General features: G+C 67.4%; 12 protein-coding genes. 11 read left to right on the top strand and 1 reads right to left on the bottom strand.

All coding sequences use genetic code 11. The features are described from left to right. On the bottom strand, positions 1–284 hold a 284-nt coding region (locus tag HY049_10920), incomplete at its 3' end, for an AAA family ATPase (protein MBI3449414.1). Positions 285–430: 146 nt separating this feature from the next. Here HY049_10920 and mfd point away from each other — a divergent pair. The 11 genes from mfd (at position 431) to HY049_10975 (ending at position 18,860) form a co-directional block, all read left to right on the top strand. Then, positions 431–3,946 carry a transcription-repair coupling factor gene (gene mfd, locus HY049_10925; GenBank protein ID MBI3449415.1) on the top strand — a complete coding sequence of 1,172 codons (3,516 nt, stop codon included), beginning with the start codon at positions 431–433 and terminating at the stop codon, positions 3,944–3,946. 9 nt (positions 3,947–3,955) lie between these two features. Then, entirely contained in the window at positions 3,956–4,936 is a 981-nt protein-coding gene (locus HY049_10930; protein MBI3449416.1) for a peptidyl-prolyl cis-trans isomerase, read from the top strand. Further along, the gene (locus tag HY049_10935) at positions 4,933–5,952 is read left to right on the top strand and encodes a peptidyl-prolyl cis-trans isomerase (GenBank protein ID MBI3449417.1); all 1,020 of its coding nucleotides are present in this window, start codon (positions 4,933–4,935) and stop codon (positions 5,950–5,952) included. Before HY049_10930 ends, HY049_10935 begins: the two co-directional genes overlap by 4 nt. Before the next feature lie 277 nt (positions 5,953–6,229). Next, complete coding sequence (locus HY049_10940) at positions 6,230–8,827, top strand: TonB-dependent receptor (GenBank protein MBI3449418.1); 2,598 nt, start codon at positions 6,230–6,232, stop codon at positions 8,825–8,827. 15 nt (positions 8,828–8,842) lie between these two features. Continuing rightward, entirely contained in the window at positions 8,843–10,528 is a 1,686-nt protein-coding gene (locus tag HY049_10945) for a sigma 54-dependent Fis family transcriptional regulator (protein MBI3449419.1), read from the top strand. Between the two features lie 4 nt (positions 10,529–10,532). After that, complete coding sequence (locus tag HY049_10950) at positions 10,533–13,268, top strand: serine/threonine-protein kinase (GenBank protein MBI3449420.1); 2,736 nt, start codon at positions 10,533–10,535, stop codon at positions 13,266–13,268. Positions 13,269–13,541: 273 nt separating this feature from the next. Beyond that, positions 13,542–14,366 carry a hypothetical protein gene (locus HY049_10955; GenBank protein MBI3449421.1) on the top strand — a complete coding sequence of 275 codons (825 nt, stop codon included), beginning with the start codon at positions 13,542–13,544 and terminating at the stop codon, positions 14,364–14,366. 331 nt (positions 14,367–14,697) lie between these two features. Beyond that, the gene (locus HY049_10960; GenBank protein MBI3449422.1) at positions 14,698–15,468 is read left to right on the top strand and encodes an outer membrane lipoprotein carrier protein LolA; all 771 of its coding nucleotides are present in this window, start codon (positions 14,698–14,700) and stop codon (positions 15,466–15,468) included. 3 nt (positions 15,469–15,471) lie between these two features. Further along, positions 15,472–16,419: a histone deacetylase gene (locus HY049_10965; GenBank protein MBI3449423.1), complete on the top strand. Its 948-nt coding sequence runs from the start codon at positions 15,472–15,474 to the stop codon at positions 16,417–16,419. After that, entirely contained in the window at positions 16,419–17,093 is a 675-nt protein-coding gene (locus HY049_10970; GenBank protein MBI3449424.1) for a hypothetical protein, read from the top strand. Before HY049_10965 ends, HY049_10970 begins: the two co-directional genes overlap by 1 nt. Before the next feature lie 63 nt (positions 17,094–17,156). After that, the gene (locus tag HY049_10975; protein MBI3449425.1) at positions 17,157–18,860 is read left to right on the top strand and encodes an FG-GAP repeat protein; all 1,704 of its coding nucleotides are present in this window, start codon (positions 17,157–17,159) and stop codon (positions 18,858–18,860) included. Positions 18,861–18,907 lie beyond the last annotated feature (47 nt).

The raw sequence follows: 18,907 nt of genomic DNA on the forward strand, positions 1-18,907 counted from the left end.
GCGACGGGGCGGGCATCCACGATCGTCTGGATGTAGGAGAGCAGATCGGGGACACGGTGCACTTCATCGAGGAGCGCTCCTTCGGGATACTGCCCCAAGAACGCGCGCGGATCCCGGCGCGCGTACTCCTGGATGTCGGGTGCCTCGAGCGAGACGTAGGGCAGGCCAGGAAAGACCGCCCGGCACAGAGTGGTCTTGCCCGACTGCCGCGGTCCGGTGACCGTGACAACAGGAAACTTCCGGGCCATGGCGCGCAGACGCCCCTCGAGAAGCCGTCGGATCATGGGAATATGGTGGAACCGTTGGGGCTGATTGTCAATCCGATTGCCAGGTAGCCCCACCCTCGCCGGGCCGCGGACTCCCGGGCGCGAGGGCGTGGACCCCCCCCGGCGTGACCCCGCGCCCCTCCATCGTCTAACCTGTCCGCCACATGCCACCGGCCCTCGGCCGGCGGTTGATCGCGCCGCTGGCAACTCCGTCGTTCACGGCCCTCCTCGAGGCCCTCAAGGAAGAGAGGGGGAGGGGAAGATCCGTCTCGGTCACGGGCCTCCCGAACCCGGCGAAGGCCCTGCACCTTCTCGGCGTGCATCACGCGCTGGGGGTTCCCTGCGCCCTCATCACGCGATCGGACGCGGAGGCCTCGGCCCTCGGCGACGACCTGAGGTCACTCGGCTACGCCTTCGGTCTCGCCGACATCGCGAAGATCCACGTCTTCCCCTCGCTCGACGCCGACCCCTACCAGGGGATCGCGCCCCACCTCTCGTTCGTGACGCGGCGGATGCGAGCTCTCGCGGCCCTCGCGACGGGGGAGTGCTCGATCCTCGTGGCCTCCGTGGAAGCGCTGTTCACTCCGCTCGAGCCGGCGGCGGATTTCGGCAACCGGTGCCTGCTCCTCGGGACCGGGGTCGAGTGGCGCGAGGCCGACGAGATGACGTGGTTCGTGAACCAGGGGTACGAGCGCGTCGACATGGTCGCGACGCCTGGGGAGTTCTCGCGGCGCGGCGGCGTGATCGATCTCTTCATGCCGGCTCTCGAGTCGCCCGTGCGCATCGAGCTCGACGGGAGCGCGATCGCGTCGATGCGCCTCTTCGATCCGGGGGCGCAGCGATCGACCCAGACGATCGACGCGTGCCTCTTCACGCCCGCGCGCGAGATCGTCCTCGGCGGCGTCGAGAGATCATCCCTCTCGCGGGCGCTGGCGGGGCGCGGCGACGGGGCCGCGAAGCTGATCTCCCTCCTCGATCACCAGGGGCGCTTCCCCGGCGTCGAGATGTGCGCGCGCCTTGCGCTGCCGAGGACGGGGACCCTCGCCGACTACGCGCCGGATCACCTCTTCTGCGTCGACGAGCCCGAGATGACGCGCGAGGAGGCGCGAAATCTCTGGGCGGATCTCGTCCGATCGCACGCGTCGATGCCGAACCCGGCGCTTCCGCCGCCCGCCGAGCTCTTCGTCCCGCCGGAAGAGATCGACCGGCTCCTCACCGACCGGGCGCGTTGGTCGCTGCGGCATCTGCGGCTTCAGGCGGACGACTCCGGCGAGGGGAACAGCGCCGCGGGCGCCCTCACCCTCCCGATCGTCGCCGCCGGCGCGCCGTCGTACCGGGGCCGCATCACGTCGTTTCTCGAGGAGATGAAGCGCCGGATGCGGGGCGGCGAGACGACCTGCATCCTGATGTCGAGCGTCGGCACGACGAAGCGCATGCGCGAGCTCCTCGACGAGGCGGGGGTCGGCGCGCGCGATCTCGCCGAGGCGGACGAGTCGCCGGACTCGGGGGGCGCCGTGCTCTACCTCGGGACGGCGCCTGTCAGCGAGGGGTTCAGCCTGGCGCAGGCCTTCTGGCACCTCGTCACCGAGCGCGAGCTCTTCGGCGTCGAGACGCGGGCGCACGCCCGCTCGCCCATCCCCACCTTCGCCTCCGACTTCCGCGACCTCAAGATCGGTGACTACGTGGTCCACGTCGATCACGGCGTCGGCCGTTACGACGGCATCGTCCGCGTGGCCAGCCCGTCGGCGGCCGGCGGGGACGTGTGGCGCGCGCAGGCCGTCCAAATCGAATCGATGATCCTGACGTACGCGAACGGCGACAAGCTCTACGTGCCGATGGACCGCCTCGACCTCGTCCAGAAGTACGTCGGCTCGGGAAGCAGCCACCCGCCCCTCGACAGGCTCGGCGGTCAGGCGTGGACGCGCACGAAGAAGCGCGTCCGCAAGGCGATGGAGGAGATGGCCGTCGAGCTGCTGAACCTGTACGCGGCGCGAAAAACCCAGGAGGGGCACACCTTCGCCGGAGACACCGACTGGCAGAAGGAGTTCGAGACCTCCTTCCCGTGGCAGCTGACCCCCGATCAGGCGCGCGCCATCACCGACGTGAAGCGCGACATGGAGAAGCCCGAGCCGATGGATCGGCTGTTGTGCGGCGACGTCGGCTTCGGGAAGACCGAGGTCGCCCTGAGGGCCGCGTTCAAGGCCGTGATGGACGGGAAGCAGGTCGCCATTCTCGCGCCGACGACGGTCCTCGCCCTCCAGCACTACAACACCTTCACCTCGCGCTTCGCCCCGTTCCCGACGAGGGTCGAGATGCTCAGCCGCTTCCGCACCGACAGGGAGATGGCCGAGACGGTCGCGCGCATCTCGGCCGGCGAGGTGGACATCGTCGTGGGCACGCACCGGCTGTTGTCCGCCGACATCGAGTTCCGCGACCTCGGGCTCCTGGTCGTCGACGAGGAGCAGCGCTTCGGCGTCGCGCACAAGGAGAGGATCAAGAAGCTCAAGAGGTCGGTCGACGTCCTCACCCTCTCCGCGACGCCGATCCCGCGCACCCTGCAGATGGCGCTGATGGGGGTCTACGACCTGAGCCTCGTCGAGACGCCGCCCGAGAGCCGCCTCGCGATCCAGACGCACCTCCTCCCGTTCAAGGAGACGATCCTCGCCCCGGCGATCCGGCACGAGCTCTCGCGGGGAGGGCAGGTCTACTTCGTCCACAACCGCGTGGAGAGCATCTACGCGGCCGCGAACCTGATCCGGAAGCTGGTCCCCGAGGCGCGCGTCGGCGTCGCCCACGGGCAGATGGGGAAGAACGAGCTCGAGGGCGCGATGATGCGCCTGACGCAGGGGGAGATCGACGTCCTCGTCAGCACGACGATCATCGAGAACGGCCTCGACGTCCCGCGCTGCAACACTCTGATCGTGAACCGCGCCGACCGCTTCGGCCTCTCGCAGCTCTACCAGCTCCGCGGCCGCATCGGCCGCTCGGACAAGCAGGCGTACGCGTACCTCCTGATTCCACCGGACCGCACGCTGTCCGAGATCGCCCGCAAGCGGCTTCAGGCCTTGCAGGACTTCACCGAGCTGGGATCGGGGTTCCGCATCGCGGCGATGGATCTCGAGATCCGCGGCGCCGGCGACCTCCTCGGCCGCCAGCAGCACGGACAGATCGCGGCCGTGGGGTTCGAGATGTACTGCCGGATGCTCGAGCGCACGATCGAGGAGATGAAGGGAGGGGAGCCCCTTCCCGAGTTCCGGAGCCAGATCAACCTCGGCGTCGATCTCAAGATCCCCGACGGCTACGTCCCCGAGGAGGGGCTGCGGCTCGTGCTCTACAAGAAGATCGCCTCGGCCCGGACGGAGGAGGAGATCGACGCGATCCAGGAGGAGATGGGGGATCGCTTCGGGAGGCTTCCGGCCGAGGGGCTGCGGCTACTCGAGGCGGCGAAGCTGCGGCTCGTGGCGGAGAAGCTCCACGTGCAGCAGATCGATCTGCGCGCGGGGACGCTCCAGATCAAGTTCTCGGAGACGACGCCGCTCCCACCCGCGAAGCTCCTCGACTACGTGCGGGCGCACCCCGGGACGACGCTCTCCCCGACGGGGGTGCTGAGGGTTCCGGGATCCTGGACCCCCCCGGAGCGGATGGTCCGATCGCTCGGCGTCTTGCGGGACCTGGGATGACTTGGTAGAGTGGGCCAACGAATGTCCCTCGCGGCGCGCGCGATCCTTCCCGCCTTCCTGCTGGTGCTCGTGGCCTGCCACCCGTCGAACGGATCGGGGGAGACGACCGCGAGCCCCGACGCGATCGCCGAGATCGAGGGGCACGCGGTGACGCTTTCGGCCTTCAACGCGTACGTCGCCTCCATCACACCCGCCGGGGCCGACGAGACGGCGGAGCCGGACCAGGCGGAGCTGATGAGCCGGCTCCTGGACCGCTTCATCGACGAGGAGCTGATCGCGCGGCGGGCCGCGAAAGAGGGGATGACGGTCACCGAGCGCGAGGTCAACGAGTCGCTCCGGGATCTCCAGCGGCCGGACGGCGTGGCGGCGGAGAGGCCCGAGGACGGCCACGAGCCTGATGAGCCGTCGATGCCTCCAAGCGCGCGCGAACGGGCGCGGCGCGCGCTGCTCGTCAGGAAGTTCCGCCAGGAGAAGATATTGAAGGATCTGTCCGTCGAGTCCAGCGAGATCGCCGCCTGGTACGAGGCCCACAAGGACGAGTTCAACCAGACGGCCCACGTCGTCCTGCGACAGATCCTTCTCGAGGACGAGAGCGCGGCCCGGCAGGTGCGCGAGGAGCTGATGAAAGACCCGAACCGGTTCGAGGAGATCGCGAGGGCGAGCTCGATGGCCCCCGACGGCGGCCGCGCGCGCCCCTACGACGAGGCCGACCTCTCACCCGCCATCGTGACCGCGGCGGGGGCGGTTCCCACGGGAGGGATCACCGAAGTCGTCACCGATCCGATGGGGAGCCGGGTCTTCAAGGTGGAGAAGAGGCAGCCGGCCCGCGTCGTCGACCTCGCGGAGGCGTCGGATCGGATCCGCGTGACGCTCCTTCAGGAGAAGGGGAAGAAGAAATACAACGCCTACATGGACTCGCTCCGGCAGAAGGCCGGGCTGGTGCTCCACGAAGAGAGGCTGCCGTTCACCTACAGGAAGCGTGCCGCATGAAGCTGAAGCCGGCTCTGGTGGCGCTCGGGCTGTCGATCGCCGTCGCCGCGTTCGGCCCCGGAGCCCCGCCGGTCAGGGGCGAGATCATCGAAGAGGTCGCCGCGTTCGTCAACGGGCAGATCCTCACGCGCTCGGAGATCGCCGATCGGGAGGCCCAGATCCGCCAGCAGCTCACCCGCCAGTTCGCCGGGGACGAGCTGGAGGCGAAGATCACCGAGGCGCGCAAGAACCTCCTGACCGACATGATCCGCGAGCTGCTCCTGGTCCAGCGCGCCGAGATCCTCGGCCTCGACCTCGACAAGGTCTACCAGCAGGCGATCGACAACCTGAAGGAGCAGCAGGGGATCAAGACGAACGACGAGATGAGCGCGCTGCTCAAGCAGGAGGGGCTCACGCAGGAGGAGCTCCGGAAGACGCTCCTCCGGTACAACGTCCCCGACATCATGATCAACCTCGAGGTGAGGCAGAAGCTCGTCGTCACCGACGACGAGCTGAAGGCCTACTTCGAGAAGCACCGCGAGGAGTTCCGCGTGGACGAGAGCTACAAGATCCGCGAGATCGTTCTGCTCTCCGACGGGCACACCGACCCGGAGCTCGACGCGATCACCGCGCAGATCAAGGCCGAGCTCGCGGCCGGGACACCGTTCGCGGAGCTCGTCCTCAAGTACTCCGAGGCGCCGTCGCGCTTCCAGGAGGGGCTGGTCGGGCCGATGAGCGCGGCCGATCTTTCCCCGGCCCTGCGCGCGGCAGTGGAGAAGATGAAGCCGGGCGAGGTCTCCGAGCCGGTCGCGATGTCCCACGGCGTCCATCTGATTCAGCTCGACACCAAGACCGACGCGAAGGAGCCCGACTTCGAGGCGGTGAAGAGCGGAATCGAGAACAAGATCAAGCAGGAGAAGTTCCAGACGGCGCTCGACGACTACTGGAAGAAGCTCTACAACGAGAACCGCATCAACATCCCGGAGAAGTACCGGCCCTTCGCTCTCGGCGTTCCCAGCAACTCACCGCAGTCGTGAGGGCGTCCTTCCGCGAGCCCTTCCTGTAGATCTGGGTGATCGGTCGTTCGATCGCGCCGGATCGGATGACAGCTGGCCGAAAAGACCTGCAACAAGTATTATCGGCGCATCATCCGTTCCACCAGGTTCCTTGTTCCCGACAGCCACCACGATCCCGCGACGGGAGGGGTCCCAGGGACCGACGGCGAATCTCCACCGGTGCACGGGCAGCCGTTGAGCGTAAGCCGCGAGGGGGGCGACCATGCATGGGGGACCCAGATCCGGCAGATTCCTTCGTTTGACCATTGGGGCCTTCATTGCCCTTGTTCTCGGCGCGGGCCAGCCGGCATCGGCGGTTGAGCAGACGGGCGATCTCAAGGGGTCGGTGCGGGACGAGCACCGGCAACCGATCCCCGAAGTTCTTGTCGCCCTCAAGGGCGCGAACCTGCAGGGGGAGCGCGCCGCCACGAGCGACTCCAGGGGCGAGTTCGCGTTCCGAGCGCTGCCGCCGGGCTCCTACTCGTTGAGCTACGCCGCTCCCGGATACCACGTGATCGAGCAGGAAAGCGTGGTGGTCAGCATCGGGAGAGAAACCTTCATCATTGCGGACCTTATCGTGGAAGGGGGCACCGAGACTGTCACCGTCATCGGGAGCGTGCCCCTCGTGGACGTCGCGGCCACGAGCACACAGGACAACTACACCACAGCGTATCTGGAGCAGGCACGGATCGGTCCGCCCGGCCGGGACTACCTGAGCGTCGCCCGGAGCGGCGCCGGGACGGGACCCCGCTCTGCGACCGGCGGAATCCCGACGGTTCGAGGCGCCACGGTGGGAGAAAACGCCTACCTCGTGGACGGGGTGGACTCCACCGATCCCGCGACGTCGACGACGGGGATACAGTTCATCTACGACGCGATCCAGGAAATCCAGTTCCAGACGGGGGGCTTCCCCGCGGAGTTCGGCCGCGCGACCGGCGGGATCGCGAACATCGTCACGAAATCGGGCGGCAACGAGCTGTCAGGCTCGGCGGACTACCGCTACCGGGACAAGAATCTCAGCGAGAAGGGCGACCATTTCGATCCGGATGCCTCCGCCCCGCGGACCGACAATCTCCAGGGGACACTCGGAGGACCCATCGTCAAGGACAGGCTCTGGTTCTTCGTCGCCGGTCTGTACAATCAGCTCGAGATTCAGCCGCCGGGGAGTCCGTCGCGAATTGACTCCCTGGGTTACTACTACCTCGGCAAGTTGACCTGGCAGATCAACCCAGCGCACAGGCTGAGCTTTCAGCTGACCGACAATCCCACGACGACGGACAATGCCAACGCGGGCCCGCTGGTCGCCGGGGAAGCCACCTTGAAGGCGAAGTTCAGCAGCCGATTTGAAACGGTCCAGTACAACGGCATCCTCTCGCCCAACGTACTCCTTCACGCTCAGGTCGCCCACTACGCCTCGCCTGTGAACTTCACGCCGGAAAGCGGTGATCTGCACACGATCGGCTTCACGAACATCTTCACGGGCGAGCAGACGCGCAATGCCACGGAGATTCAGCTCTCCAACCGCCTCCGAGATCAGGCGAACGCGACGCTGACATGGCACGTCCCCGCATGGGGAGGCGATCACACCTTCAAGCTCGGCCTCGACTACCAGTCGCCGCGCCTGGAGTTCAACGAGGCGGTCCCGGGGGGCGAGGCCGACGACATCGCACCGGACGCCAACGGCGTCCTGACACCCCTCTTCTACAACGAGGTGAAGTCGCGCGGCTGGCTCCATGACGCGGGACAGGTGGCCGGCTATTTCATCCAGGACGAGTGGCAGCCTCTGTCGCGGTGGACCTTCAACCTCGGACTCCGGTATGACGCCTATTTCTATGATGACGATCAAGGGCGCCGGGTCTTCGATGGCGCCCTCCTCGAGCCTCGCACCGGGATCGCCTGGAACGTCACCGGCGATGCGCGCAACGTGATCAAGATATTCGGCGGCGTTTTCGCGCACCCATCGTTGCTCGCTCTTCCGAGAGTCGTCAACACGCGAGCGAACACCACGAACGTCTACGTCAACGAGGAGATCGCGGGGTACCTCACGGGGGCCGGTCCGGTTCCCGTGGATCTGGACGGAAACGGCGTCGTCGATCCGCACGCGTTCTTCGGGACTTTCGGGGGGCCTAGCGGCGAAAAGTTCGCCCACGACGGGAATCTCAATCCGACGAACGTGATCGAGTACTCGGTGGCGTACGAGCGGCAGATCTCGAGCCAGACGTTCGCCGCCGTCACCCTCGTGTCGCGCGAGACCCGGGACATCATCGAGGATACCTGCAACGTGACGACCGGCGCCTGCGTCATCGACAACCTCGCGGGCCTGACGCGCAAGCACGTCGGCGCCGAAGTGCGCCTCGCGGCGGTCGCGGGCCACCGTTTCCATCTCTGGTCGTCCTACACCGTCGGTCGCAGTCGGGGAAACGTGGAGTGGACCGGGGGCCTGGGGGATGACTTCGACACTCCCGCCCAGAGGGTCAACAGGTACGGAAACCTCTCGTACGACGCGACGCACGATGTGAAATCGAACGGATACTGGGATCTTCCGTGGTCCCTTCAGATAGGCTACGGCTACGAATTCACGACGGGCCAGCCGATCAACAGGTTCGTGTTCGACCCCTACGGGAGGAAGTTCATCCGGCCGCGCGGCTACCTGAGGCGCCCCACATTCCAACAGCTCGATCTGGATCTGAGAAAGAACATCCCGTTCCCGAAGACGAAGCTCCAGGCAATCGTCTCCATCGTCAATGCTCTTGACTCGGAGATCGTGACGCAGGTGAATTCCAGGGATCCTGATCTCCGAGCGACCGGTTATCAGCAGCCACGCCGCTACGTCGCCGGCGTTCGATGGACGTTCTGACTTCTTGATGGAGACGTGAGAGGCGCGATGGGGAAGCTGCTCGTCTCCCTCGGTTCGATGCCGCTGCTGGCGTTCGAGCTGGAGGACGGCACGACGCTCATCGGCCGGGCGAGAGCGAACGGCATCGTGTTGACGCTCCCTGAGATCGCCGATGCGCACGCCGAGCTCACCATCTCCGGGCCGGAGGCAAGCATCCGGGCGGTGGGGGAGGAGTCGGTCCTCGTCAACGGGCATCTGGTCAAGGAGTCCTCGCTTGCACCCGGAGACGTCGCGCTGCTCGGCGGATACCGCCTGAGATGGTCGCCGCCCGGCTCCGAGGCGCCATCGGCGACCGACGCCCCATCTGCGCCCGGGACACACTCGCACTCGACCAACCCGGAGGAAGGATCCTCGAACGTTGATGAGAGTGGATCCGTCCAACGCGTCATCGTCGTCGGTGGCCTCGACGTCGGCCTGTCGGTCGATCTCGACGCGCCCGCGCTCCTCGCAGGCCGCGCGCCCGACTGTGATCTGATCCTCCAGGATCCCGCCGTCTCTTGGCGGCACGCGTCGTTCGAGCGCGTCCCGGAGGGGCTTCGCGTCCGGGATCTGGGCAGCCGTAACGGCACGCATCTCGAGGGCCGACGCGTGGAGGCAGCCGTGGCACGGATCGGCAGCCGCGTGCGGATCGGGAGGTCCACGCTCCTCCTGACGACGTGCGGCGACGCCGGCGATCTCGTGCGCACCAGTGAGTCGTCGCGTAGCGCGGGGCCCGGTCTCGCGGAGCTGACGGGGCGGAGCGAGCCGATGCAGAAAGTCTACGCACGCATCCTCGAGGCCGCAGCGGGCAACGTGCCCGCGCTTCTGGTAGGCGAGACAGGAACGGGAAAGGAGCTCACGGCACGCGCCATCCACGCCCTCGGCCAGAGGGCGCGCGGGCCGTTCGTGCCGCTCAACTGCGCCGCGATTCCCAGAGAAATGATGGAGGACCAGCTCTTTGGACACGTGAAGGGCGCCTTCACCGGCGCCGCGTCGGACCATCGCGGCGCGTTCGAGGAGGCGTCCGGAGGCACCATCTTTCTGGACGAAATCACGGAGCTTCCTCCCGATCTGCAGCCCAAGCTGCTGCGCGTTCTCGATGATGGAATCGTTCCACGGATCGGCGGCGGCAGCGCGCGAAGCGACTTCAGGGTCGTGGCTGCGACGAATCGGAATCCGTCGGAGGAGATGGCCGTTGGGAGGTTCAGGAAGGACCTGTACTTCAGGCTGTCGGTCGCGCCGATCGCGCTGCCGCCGCTTCGCGACCGGATCGAGGATCTCCCGGATCTCGTCCACGTCTTCCTTGAGGATTCGAGTCGTCACACAGGAGTGGCCGCCGCCGGCCAGACTCGCGTCGATGAGGACGCACTCGCCCCACTTCGCGAGCATCTCTGGCCGGGTAACGTGCGGGAGCTGAGGAACCTGATCCTCCGGGCGGTGATGCGCGCGCAGGGAGGGGCCATTACCCGGAATCTCGTCGAGGAACTCCTCGCGGAGACAGCGATCGCGGAGGCGCCTTCTGCCACGGCGCCGCGGTCGCTCGAAGAGATCGAGCGGGCGGCCATCTCCCATGCGCTTCGAGATTGCGACGGCCAGCGCCGCGCCGCGGCACGACGCCTCGGCATCGCCGAGTCGACACTGTACGAGAAGATCCGCCGTTACGGCTTGGCGGGCGAGCGCTGAGGTCATGCCGGAAGAGACTTCCCCGGAGCGCTACCAGCTTCGAGAGCCGCTCGGCGCGGGCGGCATGGGTGAGGTCTATCGCGCCTGGGACTCGGTTCTTCAGCGCGACGTAGCAGTCAAGCTGCTGAGGGCTGGGATGCCGGAGGACAGCCACGGCCGTGCGCGCCTCCTCCGCGAGGCGCGCATGGCGGCGACGCTCTCCCACCCGAGCATCTGCGTCGTGCACGACGTGGGCGAGTCGAATGGGCGTCCGTTCGTCACGATGGAACTTCTCCCCGGCGAGACGCTGAGGCGGCGACTCAGGCGCGAGAAGGGTCTGCCCTTCGCCGACGCGGCCCGCATCGGACGGCAGGTCGCGGCCGCCCTTTCGGCGGCGCACGAGCGCGGGATCGTCCACCGCGACATCAAGCCCGAGAACATCATGCTCCTGCCCGACGGTCGCGTGAAGGTGCTCGACTTCGGCCTGGCGAAGCCCATGGGAGACTCGCAGGGTGCGGTCTCCACCTCCGGCGAGAGCCCCTCGAACGTGTCGCAGATCTCCACCCGGCTGCATGAGGAGACCCTGGGGATCGCGGAGACCTCTCTCACGGCTCCCGGTGCGATCGTGGGGACGTCCCACTACCTCTCACCGGAACAGATCCAAGCCCGCCCCGCCGACTCCCGATCGGATGTCTTCGCGTTCGGAGTCGTCCTCTACGAGATGCTCGCGGGCAAGCATCCCTTCACGGGCCGCACGTACCCCGAGCTGATCGCCTCGATCCTCAAGGACGATCCACCCTCCGCGGCGGCGATCCGGCCCGGCACGCCGGCCGCCCTCAACGCCGTCGTCCTCCGCTGTCTGAAGAAAGACCCTCAGGAACGATTCGCGGACGGCGCCGAGCTGACGAAGACGCTCGATCAGATTCCTCTGCCCGATGCGCGGCGTCGCACGTTGCCTTGGGCCCTGACTGCCGCCCTTCTCGTGGCCGTCGGGCTCGCGGCGGCGGCGGGCTGGCAGATGATGAAGACCACGGCCGCGCTGAAGGGGGCGAAGGGTCGGGGGGCCGCGCTGCCGACGTTGAAGCGCCTGACGTTCGACGGAAGCTCGTCTTTTCCTTACTTCTCCCCCGACGGCACGATGCTCGCGTTCGCCTCCGCGGCCGGGGTCGATTGGCAGGCGATGATCATGCCGATCGGCGGCGGCACGCCTCGCCAGCTCACGAACTTCAAGGACGGGTTCGTGCCCATGGGGTGGGGCGCTAAAGGAGACACGCTCCTGGGCTTGCGAGGGAGCGGCGCCTGGGACACGCCGCTGTGGGAACTTCCAATCTCCGGCGGAGAGCCGCGCGTTCTCCTCGAGAAAGGCATCTTTCCCGACTTTGCTCCGGACAGAAGGCACCTCGCCTACTCCACGTCGCGCAATGCGCAATCAGCCGGGGACATCCGCATCCGTGACATGGAGACGGGCGAAGAGCGGGTGATTTACGCCTTCAAGGTTGGGGAGGAGGCTTGCTGGTGCCCCAGATGGTCGCCGGACGGGGACTGGCTCATGTACAAGTGTCTCGCGAAGGGTCCATTCACCAACAACTACAATCTCTACAGGGTCCGGCCCGACGGAAGCGAGCGCACGCAGATCCCCTTGCCCTCCGGCCTGAGGCCGAATCTCTACTATCAATGGGCCGCTGACGGACAATCGATTCTCACAGGCGCGTACAGGGATCTCCGTCTGAGCCTCTTCCTGATCCCGGCTTTCGGTCAGGGCGATCTACGGCGCCTCACCGTCGACTACACGGGCGACGATTCGCCGACGATGGATCGAGCGGGCAGGCGCATCGTGTTCAGGAGATCGACGACCACGAAGGACCTTCTCGAGGTCGGAGTGGACGGCGTTTCCCGCCATCAAGTCTTTTCAACGCAGGCCGAGGCGGGCACACCTGCATTCGATCCCGATGGAACGGGGATCTTCTTCACGCACATCGTCAACGGGGTCGGAATCATCAACTGGCTTCCCCTTCCGATTTCGGGTCACGGGTCGACTCCTCTCACGGACGAAAGCTCGCTCTCATGCCTGTGGCCCGTCCCGCTCGGCGGCGGAGTCGTCGCCTTCGCGTGCAAGCAGGTGTCTCCATCGCCGCAGGAGGCGGCGAACGCGGTCCAGGAGGCGCGCACGATCTGGATCGCGGACCGCTCGGGCGGCTCGCCCACGCCTCTCTTCACCGATGAAGGCAGCGACGGAATCGTTCTTGTGACGGCCTCCCCTTCCGGCCGACACATCCTGTACGACTCGGCGACCAGGGAAGGCCACGCCCTGCGCCTCTACGACCGGGCCACGAACCAGAGTCGCGATCTTCTCCGGCCGAAACGCGGCGAGTCGTACAAAGTCGCGGCATGGACCCGAAGCGAGGATGTCCTCAGGATGATCCACCGCACATGGGCGGTTGACGGTCGGGTGGAGGCCGAGCGTCCCGATCGCATCGAAGAGATTTCGATTTCGACGGGCCGAGTCTCGACGCTCGGTGAAATACCCGACGGCGCCAAGTCGAGCATCCTGTCGCGCGGCGGGGAGTTCGTGGCGTACGCGACCGGGGATCCGCGACAGATCTGGCTCAGATCCGTCGAGGGCTCGCGGCCGCCGCGCAAGGTCGCCGAGATGGCCGACAACGAGGACGTGGGCATGCTGGCGCTGTCACCCGACGCCAGGACGGTGGTCATCACGCGCATCATCTCCACGTCGGATCTCTACCTCCTCGAGAACTTCTAGTCTCGTCGCGCCTCCGGAAATCGGAGGCGGGGCTCTGGTTCTCGGAGACCACCGCACCGCCATGAGCTGATCCGTGGTTGTTTGACCAACGAAAACGCTTCTCTTGCGCGATGATCGTCGCGCAATCCCTCTCGCCGGCGCGTGGCGACTCTCTTGCTATTGCTGATGGCGTCTATCGCCAGTCAACGGTCCGGCCGGCTCGGCGGCGCGTCCGCGTGGCAGCCCCGGACCAGACTCTGACCCCGCTCGCGCGGGATGATGGAGGGAACGGCAATGGCCCGATTGATCGTCTCTCGTCTCCTGATCGTTGCGATCGCTCTCCTGATCGCGAATCCCATCCTCGCCATCACGAACGGCCAGCCCGACAACGGCGCGCATCCGTACGTGGCTTGGGTGAAGGCGCTGCCGCCCGGCGCAACCCACCTGGGCCCCGGGCTCACCGGCGGCGCGCTGATATCGCCCAACGTCGTCCTCGTCCTTGGTATCGTGGCGAGAAACATCAACGTCCTGCAATCGCTGGGCTTCAGGTTCTTCGCCGGCTTCACGGACCCGATCGATGCGAGCGGCACCCCCAACCCGCTCATCATCGAGGTGGATCAGTCAATCCCCAACCCTGGCGCGCTGACCGTACAGCGATCTGACAACACCGGCCTCGGCGTGCTGATTCTGAAGAGCGCCGTTCCAGGAGTTACCCCGGCCACGCTGCCGACGTTGCACGAGCTGGACAGTCTCAACGTGCACAACGGCCTTCACGACGAGAGCTTCGACGTCGTTGGATTCGGCATCGGGGATAGAGACTTCAGCGGCACCGGGATGCCCTTCTTCCCCTTCAGCCTGATCGGTCCCCGCCTCGCCACCGTGGCAGACTTCCTGGCCCTCGGGCCGGTCCCCCTGGTCCTGTCCAGAAATCCGGTGCTCGGCGACGGTGGACCCTGCTTCGGCGATGCCGGCGCGCCGGCGCTGCTTCGCGGGACCAACGAGGTCGTCGGCGTCGCCGGTTTCGGTGGCGACGATGTCTGCAGGGCGATGTCGAAGTTCGCCCGCGTGGACACCGACGACGGGCGCGCCTTCCTGGGGCAGTTCGTCTCGCTGCCGTAGGCGGTGAGGGTGGCTTCTGCGCCCGGCTAAGTCCGAGGAGGCGTGGGTAATTAACCGCGCCTCATCCGGTCTGTGGCGTCACGTTGCTTGTCGTCGACAGAAACCGTGACGCCACAACCGGAGGATTCCCAATACCGGTGGCCGGGAGAGGATCTCGATGCGGGCTGCGTCGCCCGACGGGGCGTGAAACGGGGACGACGCCGGAGGCATCTCAAGAGCCGGCAGTATGGCGAAGAGTACCCGGATCGACCGCGCGTCGCGCGGGCCCGCGTTCGTTGCGCCCCCTGTACTCCTCTGCTAAATTGCACGCTCTTCACGATCACACCCACGCTTGAGGTGCCCTCTGAACAAGTCGGGTAACGCACGGGTCTCTGACCGCCACGCCCTGCTGTCCGCCGGGACCCTCGCCGTCGTCGCCGCAGCGGTCCTCGGGGCGATCTTCGCCCAGGAGCCTCTCGCTCCCGCGCCCGTTCCCATGGAGCCGGAGCTGGCGGCGGCCATCCAGCGGTTCGACGGCGCCCAGGACAGGATCCAGAGGATCTCGGCGCACTTCAAGGAAGTGAAGACGATCGCCCTCCTCAAGGAGCCGGTGATCCAGACGGGCGAGTTCTACCACACCAAGCCCGACAAGTTCCTCTGGGAGTACAAGACCCCGACCGAGAAGGTCCTCGTCCTCGACGCCCGCGGCGTCATGGCGTACTACCCGCACGAGAAGCGCGCCGAGGAGATCAAGACGCGGTTCGGCAAGCGGATCGTGAAGTACCTCGGACTCGGATCGGTCCTCGAGGATCTGGCCGGCGAGTACGAGATGTCGCTCTCCCACGACAACAGGATCGCGGCGACCGACCTCCTGGTCCTCAAGCCGAAGGGGCGCCGCATCCAGAAGCGCCTCGCCGAGATTCGGATCTGGCTCGATCGGGAGGTGAACCAGCCGCGCGCCATCGAGTACGTGGAGGCCGACGGCGACCGGACGCACCTCGACTTCGATCAGATCATGATCAATCCCGAGATCGCCGTCTCGAAGTACGAGATCAAGCTGCCGGACGACGTCACCGTCACCAACACGCTGACGGGATTCTTCGGCGGAGGCAGCAGCCGCTAGCCGATGCGCTCCGTCGGGTACGTCAGCGACCCGCGGTACCTCGAACACCTCACCGGCCCCAGGCATCCCGAGCGCCCCCAGCGCCTCGAGGCGATCGCCTCGCGCGTCGCCGCCTCCGGTCTCGCGAAGGATCTCACCCCTCTCACGGCGGAGCCGGCTCCGACGGAGGCGATCGCCGCGGTCCACGACGCCGACTACGTGGCGCGCGTGAAGCGGACGTGCGAGCAGGGGAGCCCTATCCTCGACTCGATGGACACGGGGGTGTCAGAACGGTCGTACGAGATCGCCCGTCTCGCGGCCGGGGCGGGGATCGCCGCGGCGGATGCCGTCGCGTCGGGAGCTTGCTCGGCCGCGTTCGCGGCGGTGCGCCCCCCGGGACACCACGCCCTGCGCGACACCGCGATGGGATTCTGCCTCTTCAACAGCGCGGCGATCGTCGCGCGGCACTTCCAGAGACGGCACGGCCGCGCGAAGATCTTCATCATCGACTGGGACGTCCACCACGGGAACGGGACCCAGGCCCTCTTCTACGACGACCCGAGCGTCTTCTACTTCAGCATCCACCAGTGGCCGTTCTACCCCGGAACCGGCTCCGAGCGCGAGACGGGGCGCGGCGCGGGGGAGGGGTTCACGCTCAACGCGCCGATTCCCGCGGGCTGCGGCGACGACCGGTACCGCGAGATCTTCGACGGCCGCGTCGTTCCGGCGATCGAGCGCTTCGCGCCGGACGCGATCGTGATCTCCGCCGGCTTCGACGCGCACCGGGACGATCCGCTGGGAGGGATGAAGGTGACGGAGGGAGGTTTCGCGGATCTGACGCGCACGGTGATGGCCGCGACCGCCGGGCTGCCGGCGCGCCCCGGCATCGTCTCGCTCCTCGAGGGGGGGTACGACCTCGACGCTCTCGCCGCCTCCGTCGAGTCGCACCTCGGGACGCTCGTGAGGGGCTGATGTTTCTCGGCCACTTCGCCGTCGGCTTCGCGGCCAAGCGCGTCGCGCCGAAGGCGTCTCTGGCCTGGCTGATGACGGCGCCGAACCTTCTCGATCTCCTCTGGCCCTTCTTCCTCCTCGCCGGGTGGGAGAGGGTGAGGATCGAACCCGGCAACACCGCCTTCACGCCACTGGCCTTCGACGCCTACCCGTGGTCGCACAGCCTGCTCATGGCGTGCATCTGGGGGCTCGGCCTCGCGGCCGTCTACCTCTGGCTGTCGCAGCGCGCGCGCCTCGATTTCGCGGCCGACGTTCGTGGCGCGCGGGTGATCGCTCTCGCGGTCGTGAGCCACTGGGTCCTCGACGTGGTCACGCACCGCCCCGACATGCCGATCGCGCCGGGGATCGGCATCAAGCTGGGGTTCGGGCTCTGGAACTCGGTGGGCGCGACGATCGCGGTCGAGGGCGCGCTCTTCGCCGCCGGAGTGTGGGTCTACGCCTCCTCGACGCGGGCCCGGGATCGCACCGGAGCGTGGTCGCTGATCGGCCTCGTCGTCCTCCTCGTCGCGATCTACGCGGGCCTCATCTTCGGTCCCCCGCCGCCGGGCGTCGCGGCCGTCGCCTGGTCCGATCTGGCCGGGTGGCTCCTCGTGCCGTGGGCGGCGTGGATCGACAGGCATCGGGATACCGTCTGACCCGTTGCCCGCATACCTGAATCGGCGTATAGTCCGGGAACACATCCAGGGAAGGAGGAATTCATGACCCGCCCCTTCCGCCTCCGGATTGTCCTCGCGCTCTCCCTCGCAGGCTGTTTCGTTCCGATAATCGTCACCCCCGCGCGGGCGGCCGACTGCACGCCGCGCTACCAGGTGACGGGCACCGTCCCGAACCAGGGGTTTGGATCCGCCGTCGCCACGATCGGCGACGTGAACGGCGACGGCTTCCCGGACTTCGCCGTCGGAGCGCCGGCGGCCAATCCGGTGCCCTTACAGTCTCCTGCCGTCTACGTCTTATCGGGCCGGGACGGAACCCTCCTGTACAAGGAGCCCGGGCCGGTCGGGAGCGAGTTCGGCTCGGCGATCGCGGCCCTCGGCGACATCAACGGCGACGGTGTGCCCGATTTTCTCGTCGGGGCTACCGAATCGGTGGGGCCGGGCGGAGGGTGCATCTTCGCGATCTCCGGCGCGAACGGCGGCGTGATCTACGACGTCGTCGGCCAGCAGAGCGGGGCCCAGCTCGGCTCGGCCATCGTCGGGTTGGGCGATATTGACGGCGATGGGATCCCCGATTTCGCCGCCGGCGCGCCTCATGCGGCGGGGATGCAGCCCGATTCAGGAGCGGTCTTCGTCTTCTCGGGAGCGACGGGCGACCTCGCAACGCCCCATTTGTTTGGGCAGTTGGCGGGGGATCGTTTCGGCACCTCGGTCGCCTTCATCCGAGGCACGATCGACCCGGGCCCCCCTAATACGCCGGCCCTCCTCGTCGGCGCGCCCGGCGTGGATGTGACGAACGCCGCGACGACCTTCAACAACGCGGGGGCGGTGTACGAGATCGTCCTGCCCACCGGGTCGCCTACGAGGAAACTGACGGGCAACTTCACCGAAGATCACTTCGGCGCCTCGGTAGCGGCGCTCGGGGACATCGACGGCGACGGTCTCGCCGATTTAGCCGCGGGCGCGCCGAACGCGCTCTTCGCCCCCGGCCAGCACGGCGGCGAGGTGCGCGTCTTCTCAGGGGCGACGGCCTCCGAGATCTTCGTCCACCACACCACGATCCAGGGCGACTCCTTCGGCGCCGCGACGGGGGGCACGAAGGATGTCACGGGAGACGTCGTCCCCGACCTCATCGTCGGCGCGCCGGGAGAGCCGGCGAGCGGACTTCCGGGATCGCTGTCGGTCTTCTCGAACGGGAGCGGCCTCGAGCTGTGCCGCGTCGCGGGGCAGACGCCGGGAGAGGGATTCGGGATCGCCTTCGATTCAATCGGCGATCTTGACGGCGATGGTTTCCCCGAGTGGGCTGCCGGAGCGCCGGCTTTTTCCGTGGGCCCCGTGGCGCCTCTCGGCCGTGTCAGTGTGTTCGGCGTCGCGCCGGGGCCGCCTCCGGGGCATCCCTCATTCCTCGAGATCGACCAGTCCAATCCCTTCCCGTTCACCGTCAACCTCCGATGGGGCCCCGTCCCCCCGACGTGCGCCGGGGGCGACTACGCCGTTTACATGGGGCGGTACTTCCGGATGGGGCAGGGGCTCACGAATCATCTCCCCGACACCTGCACGACCGGCGGCGCGACCCAGGTCTCGATTCCCGAGCCGGCCAATTTCCTGCCCGGCACGGCCCTCTACTTCATCGTCACGGCGCAGACGCAGAGCGAGGAAGGGTCGTACGGTCAGGGGACGCTCGGCAACGAACACCCGCCGTCGAGCCGGCCGTGCCACGTGTTCCTGAACACGGGGACGTGCCAGTAGCTCCCAACAAAAAACCCGCCCCCGGGCTGATTCCTCCCGTGGGGCGG

It is taken from the genome of Acidobacteriota bacterium (genome assembly GCA_016195325.1).
In the GTDB taxonomy this organism is placed as follows: domain Bacteria; phylum Acidobacteriota; class Polarisedimenticolia; order JACPZX01; family JACPZX01; genus JACPZX01.

Coding starts and splice junctions, on each gene's coding strand:
- mfd (MBI3449415.1), top strand. CDS start 431: ATGCCACCGGCCCTCGGCCGGCGGTTGATCGCGCCGCTGGCAACTCCG.
- HY049_10935 (MBI3449417.1), top strand. CDS start 4,933: ATGAAGCTGAAGCCGGCTCTGGTGGCGCTCGGGCTGTCGATCGCCGTC.
- HY049_10950 (MBI3449420.1), top strand. CDS start 10,533: ATGCCGGAAGAGACTTCCCCGGAGCGCTACCAGCTTCGAGAGCCGCTC.
- HY049_10955 (MBI3449421.1), top strand. CDS start 13,542: ATGGCCCGATTGATCGTCTCTCGTCTCCTGATCGTTGCGATCGCTCTC.
- HY049_10965 (MBI3449423.1), top strand. CDS start 15,472: ATGCGCTCCGTCGGGTACGTCAGCGACCCGCGGTACCTCGAACACCTC.
- HY049_10970 (MBI3449424.1), top strand. CDS start 16,419: ATGTTTCTCGGCCACTTCGCCGTCGGCTTCGCGGCCAAGCGCGTCGCG.
- HY049_10975 (MBI3449425.1), top strand. CDS start 17,157: ATGACCCGCCCCTTCCGCCTCCGGATTGTCCTCGCGCTCTCCCTCGCA.